Origin of the sequence: Chryseobacterium mulctrae (assembly GCF_006175945.1) — a bacterium.
GTDB classification, from domain to species: domain Bacteria; phylum Bacteroidota; class Bacteroidia; order Flavobacteriales; family Weeksellaceae; genus Chryseobacterium; species Chryseobacterium mulctrae.
The window spans coordinates 3,607,321-3,629,236 of sequence record NZ_VAJL01000001.1 but is presented as its reverse complement, the minus strand read 5'-3'; the positions used below and the strand labels follow the sequence as shown (position 1 = coordinate 3,629,236).

Genomic DNA, 21,916 nt, shown 5'->3' with positions numbered 1-21,916 from the left:
ATCACATTCTTGGAAATGCAAGGATGTATCTTTTCGTCTTATGTACGATGAGACCAGACAAAAGCTGATCTTCTGACTCATCTAATTTCAAAACCTTTCCGCTTTTCTGAAGAAGATAAATAGGTTGTTTTTCTGTATCATAAGGAAGTAAACTTCTTGTAATTTGGTGAACTAATTCACCCCCGTTATCGATTCCAAAAAATTCGTTTGTGTTATTTATTTTTTCTTCAATAAATTTCTCATCAAAAGGATGCGAAGAGATAATTGTTTTTGGAAAATTACGCTGAATCACACATTTACACCAATAAGCCAAAACAAAATCTTCTGATTTTTGCCATAGTTTCATCGCCTGAACAATATCATTATCGTCAAGTTGTGTAAAACGCTCAACATCTTCATCGGTTGCTGCACTTTTTCCTCTGTTTAAAAAATATTTCAAATTTTCAGTTGCCGGTAAGTCGATTCCTTCCGAAACCAGATATTTTGCTCTTTCAAGAATTTTCACCAAAATAAATTCTGCCAACGCTGAAGTTTTATGGTAATAAACCTGCCAATACATAAACATTCTTGCCGTCAAAAAATTTTCGATAGAATAAACACCTTTTGCATCAATTACCAATTCTTCTTCGCAGACATTCATCATTGAAATAATCCTTTGTGTATTGATATTTCCTTCTGAAACTCCTGTGAAAAAACTATCTCTGTTTAAATAATCTAAACGATCGACATCCAATTGCGAACTGATCAGCTGATTAAAAAATTTCCTGTGGTATTTTCCTTGAAACATTTCTATTGCCGTCGATAACTGTCCATCAAATTCTTCATTCAGCCTGTTCATTAATAATAATGAAAGATTTTCGTGATGCCAATCATCCATCAGCATACTTTCCAGAGCATGAGAAAACGGACCGTGACCAATATCGTGCATCAGAATTGCCAACATCGCTCCTTTTTCTTCTTCCACAGAAATGGCAACTCCTTTTTGCTTTAAGGTTTCCAAAGCGGTAAACATTAAATGCATCGCGCCAATTGCATGATGAAATCTTGTATGCGTTGCTCCCGGAAAAATTAAATTTAAAAGCCCGGTCTGCGAAATTCTTCTTAATCTTTGAAAATAAGGATGTTCGATAACATCAAATAAGATTTCGTGAGGAATTTTGATGAAACCGTGTACCGGATCGTTGATGATTTTAAGCTTGTTCTGCATGGAAATATTCTGAGACTATTGCAAAATTAGGTTTTTAAAGTCAATTCAAAGAAAACAGCCGATTATTATTTTAGAATATAAACATTAAAATTTGTTTACAAATCGCAGTATTTATCTTATCTTCATGCAATAATTTGAGATAAAAATCTTTAACTAAGATTTAACTTTTAAGCCTCTTATTTTGTGAGGTTTTATAAAGTTTTGGTCGCAGTTTTGATACTATATTCCGCATAAAAAATAAACTTATATGTCAAACAAAATATTATGGATTGATGATGAAATAGATTTACTAAAACCCCATATCGTTTTTCTTGAAAAGAAAGGTTACGTTGTAACTCCGGTGAACAATGTGAATGAGGCTTTAGAACTTATTGATTCTGAAAAATTTGATTTAACGTTAATCGACGAAAATATGCCGGGAATTTCCGGTTTGGAAGCAATTCCGATGATTAAAGAAAAAGACAATGCTTTGAAAATCGTAATGGTAACCAAAAGCGAAGAAGAGCACATCATGGAAGAAGCAATCGGTTCGCAGATTGCAGATTATATTTTAAAGCCTGTAAACCCAAACCAGATTTTACTTTCATTAAAAAAGAATCTTCAGGAAGAAAATTTGGTAGAGCAGAAAACAATTCTTCAATATCAGCAGGAATTCAGAAACCTTTCGATGGAACTTTCTTACCTGAGAACGTATCAGGATTGGGCAGAATACTATAAAAAAATCGTGAATTGGGAGCTTAAATTTGATAAAGTAACCGATAACGAGTTTGCAGATCTTCTACAGTCACAGAAAGAGGAAGCGAATATTCAGTTTGCAAAATTTATCGAAAACAATTACGAAGACTGGTTGAATGGTTTAGATAAACCAATGATGAGCCACACTTTATTTAAAGATAAAGTAAAACCTGAAGTTGAAAAAGAAAAGGTTCTTCTTTTGATGGTTGATAATTTGAGATATGACCAATGGAAAGTAATAGAGCCTCTTTTCACCAAATATTACAATAAAGTTTCTGAAGATTATTATTACAGTATTCTTCCAACTGCCACACAATATGCAAGAAATTCTTTTTTCGCAGGACTTTTGCCTTCAGAAATTGAAAAACGTTTCCCTGAAAAATGGTTTAACGACAATGAAGAAGGAAACAAGAATGAGTTTGAACGCGATTTCTTAGAAGATCAGATGAAAAGAGTTGGTTTGAGTTCTAAATCAATGAAATATTTAAAAGTTTTGAATGCCGATTTTGAAAGAAAAATCTATGATGATTTTAATCAGCACAAAAACAATGATCTTTTGGTGATTGTTTACAACTTTATCGATATTCTATCACACGCAAAAACCGACAATCACATTGTTGATCAGCTAATTAGAGATGATAAAACTTTCAGATCTTTAACATCGAATTGGTTTGAGAACTCATCTTTAATAAAAATTATAAAGCTTGCCGCAGAAAGCGGGTTTAAACTGGTTATTACGACCGATCACGGAACGGTTTACGTGAAAAAACCAAGCAGAGTTGTTGGAGACAGAGAAACCTCAACCAACATCCGTTATAAAACAGGAAAAAGCTTAACCTATGATGATAAAGATGTTTGGGCAGTAAGCAATCCTGAAAAACTGTTTTTACCGAAAGGAAATCTGAGCTCAAAATATATTTTTGCCAAAAACAATACATTTTTAGCCTATCCTAAAAACTACAATCACTTTGTAAACTATTATAAGGAAACTTATCAGCACGGTGGAATTTCTTTAGAAGAATGCATTATCCCGATCAGTATTCTGGAACCGAAATAATAGTTAGCTATTGGCTTTTAATTGCTTTTATCTGACATTTAATTTAAAAGCTTTAGTTCGGGCAGAAAAAATCTAAGATTTTTTCTGCCCGAATTTTGGTATGTAATTTGAGATACATTGTTACCCTTAAGAAATATAATAATTATGACTAAAAACATTTTGGCAGCTTCTTTTGTTGCAGTATTAACTTTAGCAGCTTGCAAAAAAGAAAACAAAACAACAGAATCATCTTTGGGCTCAGATTCTATCGTGAGTTCTCCGACAGATTCTACCAACCAACCTGCAAGTGATTCTTTGGTAAGCAATAAACCAGAATCTAATTCTGAAATTATCAAAACTACCTTGTCCGATAAAGACGGAAAAAAATTAGACGTGACATTTAATAATACAAAAAACACAGCTACTTTAGTATTCAATGGTGAAACGATAGAGCTTGAAGGTCAAAAACCAGCATCTGGAATTTGGTATAAAAATGACCATTACGAATTACGAGGCAAAGGAAATGAAAACGAACTTCACAAAGACGGAAAGTTAATTTTTAAAAGCGAAAAATAAACAAGTTAATGAATGTCGGTACAAAAACCGGCATTTGTTTTTATAACTTTGCTTGTATATTTATTTTATGAGATTAATTACCTACAACGTCAACGGCATCAGAGCCGCTTTTACCAAAGATTTTTTAGGATGGCTGAAAACTGCCGATCCGGATATTATCTGCATTCAGGAAAGTAAAGCTGGGAATGATCAGATCGACATCGAAAGTCTTGAAAAAGCAGGATATCACAGTTATTGGCATTCTGCACAGAGAAAAGGCTACAGCGGAGTTGGAATTGCATCTAAAACAAAACCCAATCATGTAGAATATGGGTGCGGAATTGAAAGCTATGATAATGAAGGAAGAATCATCCGTGCAGATTTTGACGGGTTTTCTGTAATTTCTGTCTACGTTCCTTCTGCTTCAAATATTGAAAGACTGGAATTTAAAATGCAGTTTTGCCATGACTTTTTAGAGTATATTAAAAATTTAAAGAAAGAAATTCCGAATTTGATTATTTCCGGAGATTTTAATATTTGTCATCAGGCGATTGACATTCATAATCCTGTTGGTTTAAAAAACACTTCCGGCTTTTTGCCAATGGAAAGAGAATGGATGACCAATTTCATAGAAGAATGCGAATTGATAGACAGTTTCAGATTTTTTAATAACGAACCCGACAATTACACCTGGTGGAGTTACAGACAAAACGCAAGAGCGAATAACAAAGGTTGGAGATTAGATTACAACTTTGCTTCTTATTCTTTAAAAGATAAACTCAGCAGAGCAGTTATCTTAAAAGAAGCGGTACATTCTGATCATTGCCCTGCCTTAATCGAGTTTAATCTCTAAAAACATAAAAGCCAGCTAAAATTTAGCTGGCTTTCTAATTTAAATCATAAATTAATCGACAATTTCATATTCCACCAGAATAACACCGCGGTCGGTATTTCCGATTTCATCGAACGCAGCTTTAGACATATCTAATGCTCTTGCTGAATGGAAAGGACCTCTATCATTAATCGATACAATTACTTCTTTACCATTGTTCAAATTGGTAATCCTAACTACGGTACCAAAAGGAAGCGTTCTGTGCGCTGCAGTAAGTTTTGAATTATCAAAAATCTCACCGCTTGCAGTTTTTCTACCGTTAAATTTATCGTGGTAGTACGATGCATAACTTGTTTTCTTCGCATCTACAGCATTATTCGTAAATGAATAAATGCCTAATGTTGAAATCATCATTATGATTACGAGAATGAATCTTTTCATCATGTTGAACTTTTACTTGTTTGACGGGGCAAAAGTATATCTAAACATTATACCTCTCTATTTTAATGGTTAACAAGTATTAAATAAAACTTAATTAAAACTTAAAAAAGTTTGTAATTTCCTATTAATAGTGGAATTGAAGCAGGGCGTTAAAAAACGTTAAAAAAAAACATGTAAACAATAATTTAATTAACTAATCATTACATAATACTAATTCAAAAAGAAATATAATACACTATTAAACAGTATTTTAATCAAACAATACAGTTTGAAAAACAACTCGATTAATCCATATTTTATTTTCTTATATGAATTTGATTCTTTAATTTTTATACAATATCCATTGAAATTCTGTCAATAGATGTAAGGTAAATCCATCAAATTGAAAAAAGAAGTTTTAAGATAAAAAAGAAATTGTTTGTACTTAAAATAATTTCCCAGATTGAATTGACCTATATTAAACCATTCCTATTTTAGGATCATCTAAAATACTGAACTCATCTGGAGCTCAAATTGCAGATATCAACATTACTCTCTATAGAATGGTTTATTAAAATGGAAATTCTCTGCATAACTGGTGTTAATGAGCAAATGTCAGAAAACATAAAAGCCAGCTAAAATTTAGCTGGCTTTCTAATTTAAATCATAAATTAATCGACAATTTCAAATTCCACCGGAATGGTACCGCGATCGGTATTTCCGATTTCATCGAACGCGGCTTTAGACATATCTAAAGCTCTTGATGAATGGAAAGGTCCTCTATCATTAACCGTTACAATTACCTCTTTTCCATTATTCAGATTGGTTACCCTTATTTCAGTACCAAAAGGAAGCGTTCTGTGTGCTGCAGTAAGTTTTGAATTATCAAAAATCTCACCGCTTGCAGTTTTTCTACCGTTAAATTTATCGTGGTAGTACGATGCATAACTTGTTTTCTTCGCATCTACAGCATTATTCGTAAATGAATAAATACCTAGTGTTGAAATCATCATTATGATTACGAGAATGAATCTTTTCATCATTTTGAACTTTTACTTGTTTGACGAGGCAAAACTATACTTAAACTTTTTACCTGCCTATTTTAAATGTTAACAAACGTTAAGTAAAACTTAAATAAAACTTAATTAATCTTGTAAGTGCCTATAAATAGGGATTTTAAAGCCTAGTGTTAAAAAACGTTAAAAAAAAGACTCAAATGTTAATATAATTAACTAATCGATACATAATTCGGTATTTTATAAATATTTAAATAATTGAAAATCAATAATTTAAATAAATTTTAAAACTTATAAAAATCGTTGTAACTAATTAAAAAAACATTCTACTTATTTGTAAATCATAAAATGCTATGGAAAAATTAAAAAACAACAAAATCCTGCTTATTCTAGTTTTGGCGGTGCTTTTAATAGGAATATTTTCTGCAGGAAAAGAATTTGGACAGTATCTTTTTCAAAAATTTAACTAAAAACAAAACTTTAATTTTAACGAAAATAAAAAACCAATGAAAAAATCATTGGTTTTTACTTTTTTATCTTTAAACTTAAACAAGTTCTCCGTACAAATCAAATTCTTCTGCTGAAGTAATTTTCACATTGGCAAAGTCACCGATAGAAATGTAAGTGTCTTCTGCGGAAACCAAAACGGTATTATCTACATCCGGAGAATCGTATTCTGTACGACCAACGAAATAATTTCCTTCTTTTCTGTCGAAGATACATTTATAAACCTCCCCGATTCTCTTCTGATTTTTATCCCAAGAAATTTGCGACTGCAATTCCATAATCTCTTCTACTCTAGCCTCTTTTACTTCCTGTGGAATATCATCTTCCAAAACGTAAGCTCCTGTATTTTCTTCATGCGAATAAGTGAAGCATCCTAATCTGTCGAATTTCTGCTCTCTTACCCATTCTTTCAATTCATGGAATCTTTCTTCCGTTTCACCAGGATAGCCTACAATTAGAGTCGTTCTGATTGCCATATCCGGAACTTTCTCTCTGAATTTATCTAATAAAGCATTTGTTTTTTCGTGTGTTGTACCACGCTTCATCGATTTCAACAAATCTGAATTGATGTGCTGAAGCGGAATATCTATATAATTACAAACTTTCGGCTCTTCACGGATAATATCTAAAACATCTTCCGGGAAACCGCTTGGAAAAGCATAATGAAGACGAATCCATTCGATTCCTTCTACTTTTACCAATTCTTTTAATAGCTCGCCTAAAGCTCTCTTTTTATAAATATCTAAACCGTAATAAGTTAAATCCTGAGCAATCAAAATTAATTCCTTTACACCTACTTTCGCTAATTTCTGAGCTTCTTTTACCAATTTCTCAATCGGCGTAGAAACGTGGCCACCTCTCATCAAAGGAATCGCACAGAACGAACAAGGTCTGTCGCAACCTTCAGAGATTTTAAGGTATGCGTAATGTTTTGGTGTAGTTATTAATCTTTCACCTATCAATTCATGTTTATAGTCTGCTCCTAAATGTTTCAACAAAATCGGAAGATCTCTTGTCCCGAAATATTGGTCAACATCAGGAATTTCTTTTATCAAATCTGGTTTATATCTTTCTGAAAGACATCCTGTAACGAAAACCTTCTCAACTTCTCCCCTGTTTTTCGCCTCAACGAAGTCTAGAATCGTGTTGATCGATTCTTCTTTTGCATTATCGATAAAACCGCAGGTATTGATCACCACGATATCTCCTCTATCTTCGTGCACAACTTCTTTTCCGTTGGCTTTCAGCTGGCTCATCAACACTTCAGAATCGTACACGTTTTTGGAGCATCCCAACGTGACGATATTTATCTTTTTCTTACCTACAGATTTTGTGCGCATTTTATATTGAATAATAAGTAATTAGTAATCAGTAATTTTTGTGGGTGCAAATTTAAGAATAAAAAAAAGAACCGATGATTCGGCTCTCTATTTATATTGATTATAAACAACATTGTTTTAGATTACATTAATATGCCTGTTCGTCACCTTTGACGATATTATATAAGGTTAAAAATATAATTTTCATGTCTAAAAAGAAAGACCAGTTCTGAATATACCAAACATCCTTTTCTATTCTTCGTTCCATATCTCCATGAGAAAATATTTCGCCTCTCGCTCCCATCACTTGCGCCCAACCTGTAATACCGGGTTTTACAATGTGTCTGGTCATATATTTTTTTGTAATTTTTGAATACATTTCTGTTTGAGAAAGCATATGAGGTCTAGGACCTACAACCGACATTTCACCAAGAAAAACATTAATAAACTGAGGCAATTCATCAATACTTGTTTTCCGGATAAAAGCTCCAAACTTGGTTATTCTTGCATCATTCTTTCTTGCAGTCTGAATATCAGCATTTGTATTGCTTTTCATACTTCTGAACTTAATACAATTGAATGGTTCATTATTAAGCCCAGATCTTTTTTGTAGAAAAAAAACAGATTCGTTACTTTCTATTTTTACAATTAAAGCGACAATTGGTATGAGCCACGATAATAAAAATACCATTACAAAAAAGGAAAAAACGATATCGAATGTTCTTTTTAACAACTGCTTCTTAGGATTTGAAAGGGGTTCTCTTATAAGTTTAAGAAATGGAATTTCGTGGATTACATCAAAATAATTAGGTCCTAAGTTGGCATATTTGAAATCGGGTACCATATAGATTCTTATCATTTTATGTTCAGCAATTTCAACAATTTGTTTATAAAGCTCAACATCTACATCATTATCACAGAAAATGATACTATTTATTTTGATTGTTTCTAAATCATGAAACAGTTTATCAATTCTACCAAGATACTTATTTTTTGTTTCTGTACTTACAATTGTATAAGTTCCTCTTATTCCAAGAGCTCTTCTCAAATCATTATTTGATAATAATGTAGCAGATAATTTATTCTCACCAACTAATACGGTATTAAAAGAATAAAGTTTTCTGCCTAATTTTACTCTATTTTTTTTTCTATATAAAAAAAATAGAAATCTAGTAAAGGTCATAAAAAAACCAAGCAATAAAAAGTAGATGATAATATTACCATAATTGATTTTAACAGAAAATACCAAAAGTAAGAAAATTACCGAGGTAAGAATTAATAACGAAAAAGATTTAGCCAAAGCATTAAAATGCAGTGACGATTCTTTAATTTTCAAACTTTTATATGGTTGAGTAATTATAGTTATAACAAACCAAGATATATTAAGAAGAAGCAATTGTGCTTTATATTCTGCAGCAAAATCAGTTCTGCTATATTCAAAAAAATATAGTTTTCCAAAAACAAATAAGAAGTTGATAATAATATAATCTATTATCAAAAATATTCTAGGCAGATGTTTAAAAAAATAAACTAACATACAATCTTTCCAACCATTCGTGACTGTACTTATATTTAATAATTAATAAAATTAAGTACTTATATTTTCAGCTTTTAATGAGCTCCTAATATATTAAAAATTTTTCAAAGCAAATGTTTGTAAAACTTGATCTTTATCAGATAAAATAATATCCTCGATAGGAAGTTTCCAATCAATATTAAGATCAGAATCATTCCAAAGAACTCCTCCTTCTGATGCTTTATCATAGAAATTATCACACTTATAAGAAAATACAGCGTTATCACTTAATACAGAAAAGCCATGCCCAAAACCTCGGGGAACATAAAGTTGTAATTTATTTTCGCTCGTCAACTCAAGAGAAAACCATTGTCCAAAGGTGGGAGAATCTTCTCTCAAATCAACTACAACATCTAAAACTTTTCCTTCCAGACAAGAAACCAGTTTTGCCTGAGCTTTATCTCCTTTCTGTAAGTGGAGCCCTCGAAGAACCCCATAACTCGACTTAGAAATATTATCCTGAACGAAATGACCATTCATGCCAGTCATTTCATGAAATTTCTCTTCATTGAATTTTTCATAAAAGTATCCTCTTTCATCTTCAAAAATAGTAGGTTGAATAATATAGCAATCTTTGAGTGGGGTTTCTTTTATTTTCATATAATTTGATTTCTCTATTTTGCTCAAATAAATTTTGTAACGAGTATAAATTTAATCTATTTTTTATAAAATATTCTTGATTATAAAAACTTTGAAAATTATTGGATTTTATCCTTTCTTTTACTAATCGATCTTATGATAAATATTCTTTATTATTATCTTTGAACCAATCATCTAATGCCTGATCAAATGTATAATGAAAATTATATCCGCTAGTTTTCATTTTTTTTCCGCTCACATTTGTTGATATCATAAGTTTTTTCACTCTATCCGGATGTATCCCAATAGATTTTCCACCAAATGCACCAATAATTCCAGCAGCAATTTTCAGAATTCCAGCAGGAATTTTATAAATCTTTCTTTGCATTCCTGTTATTTCCATCATAGAATTTGAGATTTCTTCTATAGTGAATGCTGGTTCATATGTGCAATTGAAAATTTCTATATCTATATTTTTGTTTTCAATCCTAAATACCATGAAGCGCACAAGTTCTTTCACATAGATACTTGCTTTTATTGTATCTTTTCTGCCTGGATAAAAAAAACGGTGTCTTTTTATACTCCAATATAGCCTTGTAAAGTTTCCATTTTCACCCTTTCCAAAAACTACGCCTGGTCGTAGAATCGTAAGTTGTCTTTGTTGATTCTTTTTTGCCTGCCAAATCATATGAGTCTTTTCTGCAACTAATTTTGATATTCCATAAGGAGTATTTGGCATTGGGGTAGTTGTTTCCATCTTCATTTCTTCAGATGCGCCATACGGAGCAATAGAAGAAGTAAAAAGTATTTTTTTAACATTAAATTTTTCTGCAAAAGCCGTAATATTCTCTGCCCCTTTGATGTTGGTTTCGAAATAATCATAGTCAGGATGTCCAGGTGTGACATGAATAGCAGCAAAATTAAAGATTATATCATTTTCAGAAACAGGAATATTTAAATTTATCTCTGACTTTACATCACAATTTATAAAGATAGATTTACCATTATGGGTATTTTCAATAATATCAAGGTTGTATATTTTTGAACCAGCCTTATTTTCTTTTAGATAGTTGATTAAGTGAGTTCCTATAAATCCCGAACCTCCAAATATAAAATAATTCATGAATAAGGACTTTTATTTTTTATTAGTAAAATATTGTTTTTTCAACATAATGTTTATTGATGTATTTTCAAGAATCATATATCTTTAAAAGTTCAAGGAAATTTTTGTCTTTATCAAAAAGTTCTCTACAGCGTTGGTAAGATGCTTCGCCCATTTCGGCTCTCAAAGATTCGTCCTGTAGCTTTCTTATTTCCACTATAGCTTCATCTGTTGTATTAAATAAAAATCCTGTCTTCCCGTTTTGTACAGAATCTTTATTACCAATAATATTACTTGCAACAATAGGCTTTCTTAATGCCATTGCTTCTAAAATAGCTATAGAAAGTCCTTCCCACAGTGATACTTGCAAATATACATCAAATGTAGAAGTGAGAGACAACAACTTTTCTCTTGTGTCTATCCAACCAGTAATCGTAATATTGGGTGCCGTGAGTTGGTGTGCTAATTCGCCATTTCCTATCCATATAAAATCTATATCTGGCATTTTAAGAGCTATTTCATTGAAGTCTGAAGGATTTTTTTGTGTATGTAAAACCCCGATTGTTCCTACTGTAAATTTTTTATTTTTTTCTATACTTGCAATAAAACGTTGATTTTTAAAGTCTACTCCGTTTCTTACAAAATATGTTTTGCCAATTTTCTTAGCAAACTCAAGCTCTGTTTCTCCAGATGCAATGGTAATTCCTCCAAAAAAAAACTGACCAGACATTTCGATAAAACGAAATAGTTTTTGTGATGCAGGCGAAATATCTTGGCGTAGAAATGCGTAACCGTGTGGTGAATAAAAAACTCTGTTTCTTTTTATAATACCTATAGATGCTATTCTACCCAAAACACCAGCTTTGGAAGAATGCAGATGAACAATATCCGGGCGTTCGGCTTTCAATATCTGCCTAAGTTTTAGCAAAGATTGAAAATCGTCTTTAGGATTGATATTACGCATCATTTGTAATTTAATGAATCTTACATTATCAGAAAAATCATCTTTAATTTTTGATTCGTCAAGTACATCCCGTTTGCTATAAATGATAACTATCTCGTATTTTTCCGCATTATCAACATTTGTCATGTAAGATGTAAGATCACGTAAATATGTATAGATACCTGTACTGAATGCTTCTGCAATGTGTAAAATTCTTTTCATCCAATTTTATTCTTAAAATTTACGGATCGTAAACTTTTACAAAAGTATAATAAATTAAACATTTTAGAAACATTATTAATTTGAATACTGCCCGACAAGTCATATTTTTTTATAAAAACACATTCTTTTGCCATTTATTTTAGCTATGATTTCTCGATTTTCCAAATTTATAAAGAAACCTTAAAGATTCTAATCCAAAATAAGAGATAATGGCAGCAATTCTAGCTTTTCTTCTGGCTTTCTGATCTTTTAAGACTTTAAATCTATACTTTTTAACTATTAAAAATATTACTCTCTCATCGTTACTGTATTTTTCGGTTTCGAATAACAGATGAAGAGACAAACTTAATATTCTACAATTAATGCTTTTTTCTAAATCTGGCATTTCCAATTTTATTTTTTCGAAATCCTCTATTGCAAAAATTAGACTTTTCATTTTTTTATCACTAAAGGGAGAACCCTCTATACTATCTTCTCGCAATAGGTAGTTATATGTTTTCACATCTGAAAATGCGACACCTCGTTCTGCTAAAAGCATTAATTTGTATGTAGTTAAAAGATCTTCATATAGAAGTCCTTTAGGAAATCTTATGTTTTTAAAAAGTGCCGAATGATATAATTTGGCTGTTGCATTATTATCGAAAGTATCTTGGTAAAACATCGTATTTAATGCTTCAAGACGTGAAAATTTCATGTCCTTTCCTTCTTCCTGATATACAATCTGCCTCTCACCTTCTATTACAAATTTAAAAAGACTTACTGCAATATCTGATTGATATTTGTGAATAAGATTAAAAAGATTTGATATGTAAGTAGACTCCACAAAATCGTCACTATCTATAAAAGTGATGTATTCTCCTTTAACTAATGATAAAGCAGCATTTCTTGCGTCTGATAATCCTCCATTTTCTTTGTGAATGACTATTACACGATTATCTATTTGAGCAAAATGATTACATATAGAACCGCAATTATCAGGAGAACCGTCGTTAACTAAAAAAATTTCAATATTAGAATATTCTTGAGAGAGCAAACTTTCCACACACTTTTCTAAATATTTTTCAACTTTATAAATTGGAACTATTATTGAAATCAGCGGATTCATAAATTCAGAATTTTAGATTTGTAAGGATAGGTTTCACCAAGATTAGCATAAGGAATAGTTAATGCCCAATATAAGAGGAAAAAACAGAAAACACTTATCCATAATATATATTCTATTTTTTTATTTTCTATTGAGGTTATTAATAAAGGAACGATGATAATTGACAAAAATGAGAAGTAATACATACCTCTTATTGCAAAAGTAGATTGAACGGCTGCAAAGCAAAGAATTATTGAAATTAAAAATATAGTTTGAAATAAATTTTTCTGAAACTCCTGAAGGACTGAATATTTTTTAAAAAAGACAAATAAAATAAAGAACACAAAACACAAAAATAAATCAGAAACTGGTAGATTTGAGCCATAGATACCTCCTGATTTGTAAGTTCCAAATCCTTCTCCCAGAACCCCGACTCCTATGAAAGCAACGATAACAGCATCAAGTAAAACAACAAACAAGATACATGCTATACTAACTACAAGCTGAAAGAGCCAAAAGTTTTTAATAAATCTTGATGTGTAAAAATAAACTGGAAATACTGTCAAAAATATGTATGCTGTAAAATGAAAACTGGCAGCTAAGCATACTATGATCAGAGCTTTAATTATTCGGCCCGTCAACAAATTTGAAAAAGCATAGATACACATTGCTATTGCCATGGTCTGTCTTGTCATATTCAGTGAATTTGAAAAGTACAGAAGAAAATATATTAAAAATGCCCATGGTAATAATCTACTCTTTTTTAATTGCAATATTGCCAGGGTTATAAAAAGCATTATAAAACCTTGAATAAAAAATAAAAGCCAAGAAATATTATTAAAAATCTTTACGACGATATAATTAAATATAGCATATCCAGTCTCAGCACGAGCTACATCTTCTCTATATTTGAAAAAATTTTTAGCGTGCTTGGCTTCTTTAAAATATTCTAATACATAAAAACTTGTATCTGTACCTATACTTAAATCCCTACAGCCAGCAAATGCAGAAGGTATCAAGATTGCCACGATAAGAAATAAAATAGCTAAACCCTTTTTTTTATCTAAAAAAAAATCGGTTAACTTGAAGAAAATCAAGGATAAAAAAAATACAAATAAGTATATCATGTTGGCAAATATTAATTAGCTATTTTGGTCAACATGCAGTATCGCCTTAAAGAACAGTTCTCCTGAGTGTTTCCAACTTTTAGATCCATTGAAATATTCTGATTCTATATTTTCCATCATGGAGTCAACAATTTCAGGATCATTGTATAGAGATATAATTGCTTCATATAATTGTTTTTTATTGTTTTTTTCAATAATAATTCCCGTTTTTTGATGTGTAATCATTTCAGGAAGACCTCCCACATTTGTGGCTATTACAGGTTTTTTAAATGCAAAAGCAGACATTACAACCCCACTCTGTGTAGCATCCGTATATGGACATACTACAACAGAACAATCATTTATTAATAATGCAAGTTCTTCAGGAGATACAAATTTATTGAGAATTTTAATATTGGGGTTCGATTTGTAAATATCAATATCAAAATCAAAATCACCACTTCCTGCTATCGTTAGTGTAATATTCTTATACCTTGATGAAATCATATCAGTATATGTATCTAAAAGGAATTGAATTCCTTTATAAGATGAAATTCTTCCAAAAAATAAAATATTAAACTCACCCGTAACTATATTTTTAACAGGATCATTGTAATAAGTAAGATAATTATATACACTTAAAAAAGATGTATGTATATTTTCATTCTCTTCTTTATTTTCTAAAATAAATCGGTCTTTTTGAGTATTATTGAGCAAAATTTTGTTATCAATTAATTTAAAAAAAAATTTTCTTAAATATTTGTCTATAACAAATTCTTCTCCTGAATGCTGAAATGGATCATGAACGATTAATAGTGCTTTTTTTCTTAACCGAATCGCTGACCATAGATAAGTAAGCGTGATATTGTCTATAACAATTACATCTGGATTTATTTTCTTTATTAATTGATTTATCTTGTAAGAATTGTAGATTTTTCTAAAAATATAAGAGCTTCTTGTTCCTTTTATAACGTATGTATTATCAAGTGGTATCAAATTCTGAAAACGCTTGATCTGCTCAACATCTTTTCCTACTGTAATAAATTCTTTCAGCTGTTCTCTATCGATATAATTATACACCTTATGTAAAGCCTCTGTAAAAAAAGAGATTTCACATTTTGTTTTCAAAGAATCTATCAAAGATATATTAGCATCAAAAGCAAAAACAGACAAAAATGACACTTTCATAAGGAATGTTTTTTTAAGATTTTAAAGATTTTAGACGTCTTAGATTTTGAATAATATATTTAACTGACAACTGTTCTTTAGAAAATATATTGATTTTTCTTTTCCTAATAATATATATCTGAATTGAAATAATCATAAATTCAGTACATGTCCAGATAATTGATGTTGCTAAAGCTCCATATTTTGGAACAAAAAGAAAATTTAAAACTAAGCTAAAAATCGCAGCGAATACAGAGATTGCGAAAAAAAACTTATCCATCTTTAGATTTAGCATTACTAGTGAACCAAAAAACATATTAAAAAAGATAGCAAATAATCCTATATTTAAAACTTCCAGCAAAATGATACTATCTTTAAACTTTTCACCAAAAAAAATATTAATTACGTAAGGTCCCAAAATAGCAATTGATGTAACCACCGATAGTGTAAGAATCAAGAAAAGTGGTAATATCTTTTTTACAGTATTTACACCTATTGCTAACCCTTGTGTAAATGCAGCACCTATAAACGGAAACAAACCCTGAACCAAAGGTCTCATGACAACATTTCTGGCAATATCTACAACTTTTTGAGCAGACGTATAATAACCTACAACATCATTAGAATGATAAAAACCTAAAATAACAGTACTTGTTGTAGAATACAAAGAAATAATCATGTTTGAGAAAAATATAATTTTATCTTCTTTAATTAATTTTAAAACGTCTGTAAATTTTGGAATCTTTAATTGAAGATTAAACTTTTTATAAGCTATAATAAAAGAAATAACAGATACTAACACCGGTACAAGATTAAAAATACATGCATAAATAATATAATCTTGCTCTTTTCTTATGGTAAGCAGAACACCTACCATAATAAGCGATCTCGCTGCAAAATTGTAACCTGCGATAAACTTGAGTTCCTGCTTGACCTGAAACAACCAGTTTTGAGAAAAAAGAGACTGGAGGCAAAAAGAAAAACTAATAATAGAAACTATGTAATCTTGCTTTAAAAAAGGAATAAAAATTAAACATGGGATAAAAATAATTACAGAAAGTCCAACCAAAAATAATTGTGAAAAAAAAATTTTCGAAAAAAGTTCATTAATTAACTTTTTATTATTATTTACTTGGACAGCTCTTCTCACACCCGTCAACTCAAAAGAATAGGATACTAATAACACAAAATATAATGCAAACGCTGCTGCATAATTTACCAGTCCTATTTTTTCTGGCCCTAAAATCCGAGAAACTATAGGAATCGTAATAAATGGAAAAATGTAATTGGCAATCTGAACTATACCCAGAGAAGTTACACTTTTGAATAATTTTTTATTCCCACTCATTCTTTAAATGAACTTGATTGTAAAAAGTTCTATTTCTTTTTCCACCACTTACTCTTTTCAGCCTGATAGCCATAACCAAATTTATTACCGTAACCAAAATTTGACTCTTTAACGCCATTCAGGACAATTCCTACATTCTTCAATTTTTTCTCCTCAACAGAATTATTCAGGAATTCTAAATAACTTTTTTCTGTTACTTCAGATCTTGTAACATATACGATAACATCACTTTTATCTGCAATTATGAAAGAGTCTGTAACAAGTAGTAATGGTGCCGTATCTAATACAATGTACTTATATTTGTTTTGCTCTTTAAGCATAGATAATAAGTCATCTAATTTATTGTTTTGCAATAAATCTGTTGGGTTTGGTGGAATAGAACCAGAGTATATAAAATCACAATTTTCATTAAAACCGCTTGGATGAATAATATCATTTAAAGATGAAAATTCTTCACCGCCTAAAAACTCTGTTAAACCTTTAGCAGATTTCATACTTGGATTATAACGTTGTAGTTGCGGATTTCTAATATCGGCACCAACTACCAAGACTTTACTTCTAGCAGAAGCTAAGACTATTGATAAGTTAGTTGATACAAATGTTTTACCTTCTCCTTTTACAGACGAAGTAATCATAATAATTTGTGGTTCATCTTTTATTGGCAATAAAAACTTCAGATTGGTTACTAATATTCTGAATGCTTCAGCAATAGGAGAAACATCATTAAAACTCACCAAATTATTTTCACTACGTTTAAGTTTAGGAATTTCCGCAATAATAGGATTTTGAGTAAGTTTGGAAATATCTGATCTTTTATTAACCGTACTTTGTAAAATTTCTTTCAGATAAATAATTGAAAACGGCAACAAAATACCAAAAACCATAAATACTCCTAATATGAGAACTTTTTTTGGTGCAACTGGAACCTTAAATACAAAAGCCTTATCTATGGTTCGGGCCTTATCTGCTGTAATCTCAACATTGATAGCCGCTTCCTCTCTTTTCTGTAAAAGTAAAAGATATAGGTTCTCTTTTATTTGTTGCTGTCTTTCAATACTTCTGAAAAGTTTTTCCTGTGACGGTATCTTACCAATTACTTCCTCTGAGCCACCATATTGCATTTCTACCTTTCTTTTTGCTAAGGCTAAAGATGTTTCATTCTTTTGTAGTGTTTCTTTCAATGAGCCCCTCAATTCGTCAATTTGACTATTGATACTTTTTACAACTGGGTTGTCGGGTGTTGCTTCTCTAAGTAATTTATTTCTTTGCGATACTAAAGTGTTGTACTCTTGAATAGATTTGGTTGCAGCCTCATTCTGTAATCCCAGATTGAAAGGTAAAACATCACCTGTCTCTTTTTTATTCAAAGTATTTTCAAGAATTTTGTTAAGCTCTAGCTGAGTTCCGATTTCCAGTATTTGAGCTTTACTTTGTTCTTTTAACTGAAGGTTAATTCTGGCCTCAGTTGGTAAATCAACAATATTGTTACTTGATTTATAGCCCTCTTTTTGGGTTTCGACATCGCCTAATTCTTTCGATATTATGCTTATCCTCTTATCAATAAAATCTTTTGTTCTCTTAGATTCAATATTTTTATCATTAGTAGCATAAATATTGTACTGAGTAATCAAACTGTTGAGAAAGTCTTTAGCTTTGTCTTTATTTTCAAAATCTACTGATAGACTAATTATTGTGCCTTCTTTTTCTAATAAATCAACCTCAAGTTGGGCTTGAAAATTACTAACTGTTGAATCAAAATCACTATATGTGAAAAAAACATCCGACATCTTTGTCTTTTTAGGGATTTTGAAGTTCGGGTTTTTACTAATCATCATTAGTGCAAATGGTAAATTTATAGTCTTATTAAAAGAAGAAACAATCTCATTATCCCACTCATCAGAAATCAAAGTTATCTGATTATTGTTAGTTTTTATATAAATCGGTTTTTTAGGTAATTCAACATCATTTTTTTCTTGAATAATATGGATGATATAAGGACTTGTTTTACCATACAGCTCAAGATTATAAAATGTCTGTTTAGAGTACAGCGGTGTTTGAAAATTATGCTCTTTCAAAACATCTTCAATAATAGTTTTAGACTGGAACACCCCTAGTTCATTTTCAATGCTGTTGGTTCCCATTCCACTGAAACCACCTAAGCTTTGTAATACTCCAATATCACCAGATGCAGGAGACATTTTTTTTGCATCTTTTATAAGAACAGTGGCTTGAGCTTTATAAACTGGTGTAGTAGATTTAATAAAATAAACCGCTGCAATTATCATCAAAAATAAGAACCCAACAAAATATTTCCAATTTTTAAAATACGGATTAATAAGTTCCTTTATATTAATTTCTTTACTGTTTTTGTTATCCATTTTTGTTGGATTATATTTGAGAATTAGGATTATTTTTTTTACTTATTTTTTTTTAAACGTTGCAAATATATCTATATTTTACAAATTCATAGCAGTGATTATATCATTTTATACCATCTTGCAAGTTTTCATTTATCATAAGTGAATGTTTGTTATCATTTATCTCTTTTTTTCTATAATAATCACTAAAAACTGAGATGATAATCTTACTTCAATTTGTATGTTACCATCACTCCACCTCTTGTCGGGATCACCTCTCCACTCTTATTCCAATTTTGTGCACTATCATATCGTTCGTTATTATCTTTGTAATAACCTTTATATATTGACTGTGTAGCTCCGATTCCTGCATAAATATCCAATCCCAATTGATCATTGATTCTAAAATGATACCCGCCACTAACGCCAATAGTAAAAGCAAGCCCTTTTTGATAACGCTCTGTTAGTCGTACATTTCCATTTGACAAAAGCTCAGGATTTCCATTAGAATCATAAACTACAGCAGATCTAAGGTAATTCCACTTCTGAATATTGAAAGCGGTGACAGAACCGTAAGCGCCAATATACCATTTTTTCATTACCTCATCAAAATAATAACGTCCTTCTAATGTTCCCATGTAGATCTGCATGTTTTTTCCGTAAAGTGACTTCCATGGTGATATGAAACCTTCTGCCTGTATTGAAAGCTTTTTATTGAGTGGTTTTTCTACCGCAATATTCAACATTGTTAATGGAACAAAAGCAGCATTTAGTTTAATTTCGGTTTGTTGTGCCTTTATTTTTATCTGTAAAAAAATAACAGCTATTAAAAGGATTTTTAGCCACAATTTTTCTGTGAACTTCATAATTATATTCAGCATCATTATTTTAAAACAGAGAAAGTTTTAAGTAAAATATACATATCATTTTTAAAAGAAAGCCGATGGTAATACGCAAGATTCATTTTCACTTTATCGGGAAAAATAACTTTATCATTATACTGTAATGAATCTTTCTGTTGGTTTAAAATTTCTTCTTCATTTCTATATTTTATTCCAGCTTCACTCGTTAGTCCGGGTTTTAAATTAAGTATCAATTTATCTTCGTTTTTCAGTTTATCATAATACCCGGGAATATCCGGTCTTGGCCCTACTAAAGACATATCTCCTTTGAGAATATTGAATAACTGAGGTAATTCATCCAGTTTTGTTTTTCTCATCCATTTACCTATAGAAGATTTTGTATGTGTTTTAATATGATAGGTTCTAAATTTATAAATTACAAAAATTTTGCCGAATCTTCCTATTCTTTGCTGTCGGAAAATACCAGGAAAACCAGTATCTAAAGATGCCAAAATTATTAAAATAAAAAATACAGGCAGCATAACAAAAATAGCTACGAAACTTAATCCGTAGTCCATAAAAGCTTTCCAGCATGGGTATTTTTTCATTTATAATTAAACTGACTTGTAAATATAAGGAAAGAAGTTGATTCGCTATAAATGTGAATTTTAAAAATATCGTTTTAGGCGAATTCTATCATGTAAAATATCTTACAAACTGATAATTAACAAAAAACTGCTTACTTTCAGTCCGAAATAAGCAGTTTATTTAAGTATTGACTTTTAATTTATGAAAGAAAACTGTTTTGGCTAATTAAGAGAAAAAATTTTTGATTCCTTTTTCGATTCTTTCTTTGTCAGTTTCAGAAAGATTTGAGCCTGATGGCAAGCACAACCCATCATCAAATAGTTTCTCTGCAACATTAGTCCCATAATATGGAGTATCTGCAAAAACAGGTTGTAAATGCATTGGCTTCCAAAGTGGTCTTGATTCTATATTATCTTCGAGAAAAGCTAATCTTAAATCTTCCCGGTTTTTCCCTGCTATCTTTTCATCAATGATAATCGCAGACAACCAATGATTAGAGTAATAGTTTTCATTTGGTTCAGAAAAAACCTCTACACCATCAATATTTTTAAAAACATCAACATAAAAATCGTGCATTTTTCTGCGTGCATCTATCCTTTCACTTAAAACTTCCATTTGACCGCGACCAATACCTGCTACAATATTGCTCATACGATAATTGTATCCAATGTGCGAATGTTGATAATGAGGAGCATTATCTCTTGCCTGTGTTGATAAGAATACTGCTTTATCTTTATCTTCCTGACTATGACAAACCAATGCACCTCCTCCAGAAGTGGTAATAATTTTATTTCCGTTAAAAGACAAAATCCCGAAACGACCGAATGTTCCGCAAGCTTGCCCTTTGTAGGTTGAGCCCAAAGCTTCAGCAGCATCTTCAATTACAGAAATTTCATATTTTTTAGCGATTGCAGTAATCTCATCCATTTTTGCCGGCATTCCGTATAAATGAACGACAATAATAGCTTTTGGCTTTTTGCCTTTTGAAATTCTATCTTGGATTGCTTCTTCTAAAGCAACAGGGCAAATATTCCACGTTTCTTTTTCTGAGTCTATGAAAACGGGAGTTGCACCGCAGTAAGCAATTGGGTTGGCTGAAGCGGAAAATGTCATAGACTGGCAAATGACCTCCTCACCATAGACTACCCCACATTGAATAAGAGCCAAATGCAATGCTGCTGTGCCTGCGGAAAGTGCTGCTACTTTAACATCTGTATTTAAAAAAGTTTCTATATCTTTTTCAAAACCATCTACATTTGGTCCTAATGGTGCTACCCAGTTCGCATCAAAGGCTTCGTTTACATATTTTTGTTCGTTTCCACCCATGTGTGGGGAAGAGAGCCAGATTTTGTTTTGCATTATATTATTTTTTATC

At 30.9% G+C, this 21,916-nt stretch carries 19 protein-coding genes; 3 read left to right on the top strand and 16 right to left on the bottom strand.

Annotation, left to right across the window (positions count from 1 at the left end):
* Position 1: 1 nt before the first annotated feature.
* Positions 2-1,207, bottom strand: a complete 1,206-nt coding sequence (locus FDY99_RS16780; RefSeq protein ID WP_139422937.1) for an HD domain-containing protein — start codon at positions 1,205-1,207, stop codon at positions 2-4.
* A 247-nt stretch (positions 1,208-1,454) separates the two neighbouring features.
* On the opposite strand from FDY99_RS16780, the gene porX reads away from it, so the two are divergent.
* From porX to FDY99_RS16765, 3 genes are all read left to right on the top strand, one after another.
* On the top strand, positions 1,455-2,999 hold the full coding sequence (porX, locus tag FDY99_RS16775) for a T9SS response regulator signal transducer PorX (RefSeq protein WP_139422936.1): 1,545 nt from the start codon (positions 1,455-1,457) through the stop codon (positions 2,997-2,999).
* 144 nt (positions 3,000-3,143) lie between these two features.
* On the top strand, positions 3,144-3,554 hold the full coding sequence (locus FDY99_RS16770) for an MliC family protein (protein ID WP_139422935.1): 411 nt from the start codon (positions 3,144-3,146) through the stop codon (positions 3,552-3,554).
* A 67-nt stretch (positions 3,555-3,621) separates the two neighbouring features.
* Positions 3,622-4,386, top strand: coding sequence for an exodeoxyribonuclease III (locus FDY99_RS16765; RefSeq protein ID WP_074231443.1), 765 nt, complete (start codon positions 3,622-3,624; stop codon positions 4,384-4,386).
* A gap of 51 nt (positions 4,387-4,437) precedes the next feature.
* Here the strand turns inward: FDY99_RS16765 and FDY99_RS16760 are convergent, their stop codons facing one another.
* The 15 genes from FDY99_RS16760 to FDY99_RS16690 form a co-directional block, all read right to left on the bottom strand.
* Positions 4,438-4,809, bottom strand: a complete 372-nt coding sequence (locus FDY99_RS16760; protein WP_139422934.1) for a septal ring lytic transglycosylase RlpA family protein — start codon at positions 4,807-4,809, stop codon at positions 4,438-4,440.
* 647 nt (positions 4,810-5,456) lie between these two features.
* On the bottom strand, positions 5,457-5,828 hold the full coding sequence (locus FDY99_RS16755) for a septal ring lytic transglycosylase RlpA family protein (protein ID WP_074231439.1): 372 nt from the start codon (positions 5,826-5,828) through the stop codon (positions 5,457-5,459).
* A 518-nt stretch (positions 5,829-6,346) separates the two neighbouring features.
* Positions 6,347-7,648 carry a 30S ribosomal protein S12 methylthiotransferase RimO gene (gene rimO / locus FDY99_RS16750; protein WP_139422933.1) on the bottom strand — a complete coding sequence of 434 codons (1,302 nt, stop codon included), beginning with the start codon at positions 7,646-7,648 and terminating at the stop codon, positions 6,347-6,349.
* A 127-nt stretch (positions 7,649-7,775) separates the two neighbouring features.
* Entirely contained in the window at positions 7,776-9,164 is a 1,389-nt protein-coding gene (locus FDY99_RS16745; RefSeq protein WP_139422932.1) for an exopolysaccharide biosynthesis polyprenyl glycosylphosphotransferase, read from the bottom strand.
* A 93-nt stretch (positions 9,165-9,257) separates the two neighbouring features.
* Positions 9,258-9,803 carry a dTDP-4-dehydrorhamnose 3,5-epimerase gene (gene rfbC, locus FDY99_RS16740; RefSeq protein ID WP_139422931.1) on the bottom strand — a complete coding sequence of 182 codons (546 nt, stop codon included), beginning with the start codon at positions 9,801-9,803 and terminating at the stop codon, positions 9,258-9,260.
* A 133-nt stretch (positions 9,804-9,936) separates the two neighbouring features.
* Positions 9,937-10,905: an NAD-dependent epimerase/dehydratase family protein gene (locus FDY99_RS16735; protein ID WP_139422930.1), complete on the bottom strand. Its 969-nt coding sequence runs from the start codon at positions 10,903-10,905 to the stop codon at positions 9,937-9,939.
* Positions 10,906-10,972: 67 nt separating this feature from the next.
* Complete coding sequence (locus FDY99_RS16730; protein WP_139422929.1) at positions 10,973-12,049, bottom strand: glycosyltransferase; 1,077 nt, start codon at positions 12,047-12,049, stop codon at positions 10,973-10,975.
* 139 nt (positions 12,050-12,188) lie between these two features.
* Positions 12,189-13,154, bottom strand: coding sequence for a glycosyltransferase family 2 protein (locus tag FDY99_RS16725; RefSeq protein ID WP_139422928.1), 966 nt, complete (start codon positions 13,152-13,154; stop codon positions 12,189-12,191).
* Positions 13,151-14,260, bottom strand: coding sequence for an EpsG family protein (locus FDY99_RS16720; protein ID WP_139422927.1), 1,110 nt, complete (start codon positions 14,258-14,260; stop codon positions 13,151-13,153). Before FDY99_RS16720 ends, FDY99_RS16725 begins: the two co-directional genes overlap by 4 nt.
* A gap of 15 nt (positions 14,261-14,275) precedes the next feature.
* Positions 14,276-15,427 carry a glycosyltransferase family 4 protein gene (locus FDY99_RS16715; RefSeq protein WP_139422926.1) on the bottom strand — a complete coding sequence of 384 codons (1,152 nt, stop codon included), beginning with the start codon at positions 15,425-15,427 and terminating at the stop codon, positions 14,276-14,278.
* 13 nt (positions 15,428-15,440) lie between these two features.
* On the bottom strand, positions 15,441-16,754 hold the full coding sequence (locus FDY99_RS16710; RefSeq protein WP_139422925.1) for a flippase: 1,314 nt from the start codon (positions 16,752-16,754) through the stop codon (positions 15,441-15,443).
* A gap of 29 nt (positions 16,755-16,783) precedes the next feature.
* The gene (locus FDY99_RS16705; RefSeq protein WP_139422924.1) at positions 16,784-19,132 is read right to left on the bottom strand and encodes a GumC family protein; all 2,349 of its coding nucleotides are present in this window, start codon (positions 19,130-19,132) and stop codon (positions 16,784-16,786) included.
* Between the two features lie 206 nt (positions 19,133-19,338).
* Positions 19,339-19,977 carry a DUF3575 domain-containing protein gene (locus tag FDY99_RS16700; protein ID WP_139422923.1) on the bottom strand — a complete coding sequence of 213 codons (639 nt, stop codon included), beginning with the start codon at positions 19,975-19,977 and terminating at the stop codon, positions 19,339-19,341.
* A gap of 17 nt (positions 19,978-19,994) precedes the next feature.
* Complete coding sequence (locus FDY99_RS16695) at positions 19,995-20,561, bottom strand: sugar transferase (protein WP_139422922.1); 567 nt, start codon at positions 20,559-20,561, stop codon at positions 19,995-19,997.
* A 205-nt stretch (positions 20,562-20,766) separates the two neighbouring features.
* On the bottom strand, positions 20,767-21,900 hold the full coding sequence (locus tag FDY99_RS16690) for an aminotransferase class I/II-fold pyridoxal phosphate-dependent enzyme (protein ID WP_139422921.1): 1,134 nt from the start codon (positions 21,898-21,900) through the stop codon (positions 20,767-20,769).
* Positions 21,901-21,916: the final 16 nt, after the last annotated feature.

Coding starts and splice junctions, on each gene's coding strand:
- FDY99_RS16780 (WP_139422937.1), bottom strand. CDS start 1,207: ATGCAGAACAAGCTTAAAATCATCAACGATCCGGTACACGGTTTCATC.
- porX (WP_139422936.1), top strand. CDS start 1,455: ATGTCAAACAAAATATTATGGATTGATGATGAAATAGATTTACTAAAA.
- FDY99_RS16770 (WP_139422935.1), top strand. CDS start 3,144: ATGACTAAAAACATTTTGGCAGCTTCTTTTGTTGCAGTATTAACTTTA.
- FDY99_RS16765 (WP_074231443.1), top strand. CDS start 3,622: ATGAGATTAATTACCTACAACGTCAACGGCATCAGAGCCGCTTTTACC.
- FDY99_RS16760 (WP_139422934.1), bottom strand. CDS start 4,809: ATGATGAAAAGATTCATTCTCGTAATCATAATGATGATTTCAACATTA.
- FDY99_RS16755 (WP_074231439.1), bottom strand. CDS start 5,828: ATGATGAAAAGATTCATTCTCGTAATCATAATGATGATTTCAACACTA.
- rimO (WP_139422933.1), bottom strand. CDS start 7,648: ATGCGCACAAAATCTGTAGGTAAGAAAAAGATAAATATCGTCACGTTG.
- FDY99_RS16745 (WP_139422932.1), bottom strand. CDS start 9,164: ATGTTAGTTTATTTTTTTAAACATCTGCCTAGAATATTTTTGATAATA.
- rfbC (WP_139422931.1), bottom strand. CDS start 9,803: ATGAAAATAAAAGAAACCCCACTCAAAGATTGCTATATTATTCAACCT.
- FDY99_RS16735 (WP_139422930.1), bottom strand. CDS start 10,905: ATGAATTATTTTATATTTGGAGGTTCGGGATTTATAGGAACTCACTTA.
- FDY99_RS16730 (WP_139422929.1), bottom strand. CDS start 12,049: ATGAAAAGAATTTTACACATTGCAGAAGCATTCAGTACAGGTATCTAT.
- FDY99_RS16725 (WP_139422928.1), bottom strand. CDS start 13,154: ATGAATCCGCTGATTTCAATAATAGTTCCAATTTATAAAGTTGAAAAA.
- FDY99_RS16720 (WP_139422927.1), bottom strand. CDS start 14,260: ATGATATACTTATTTGTATTTTTTTTATCCTTGATTTTCTTCAAGTTA.
- FDY99_RS16715 (WP_139422926.1), bottom strand. CDS start 15,427: ATGAAAGTGTCATTTTTGTCTGTTTTTGCTTTTGATGCTAATATATCT.
- FDY99_RS16710 (WP_139422925.1), bottom strand. CDS start 16,754: ATGAGTGGGAATAAAAAATTATTCAAAAGTGTAACTTCTCTGGGTATA.
- FDY99_RS16705 (WP_139422924.1), bottom strand. CDS start 19,132: ATGGATAACAAAAACAGTAAAGAAATTAATATAAAGGAACTTATTAAT.
- FDY99_RS16700 (WP_139422923.1), bottom strand. CDS start 19,977: ATGAAGTTCACAGAAAAATTGTGGCTAAAAATCCTTTTAATAGCTGTT.
- FDY99_RS16695 (WP_139422922.1), bottom strand. CDS start 20,561: ATGAAAAAATACCCATGCTGGAAAGCTTTTATGGACTACGGATTAAGT.
- FDY99_RS16690 (WP_139422921.1), bottom strand. CDS start 21,900: ATGCAAAACAAAATCTGGCTCTCTTCCCCACACATGGGTGGAAACGAA.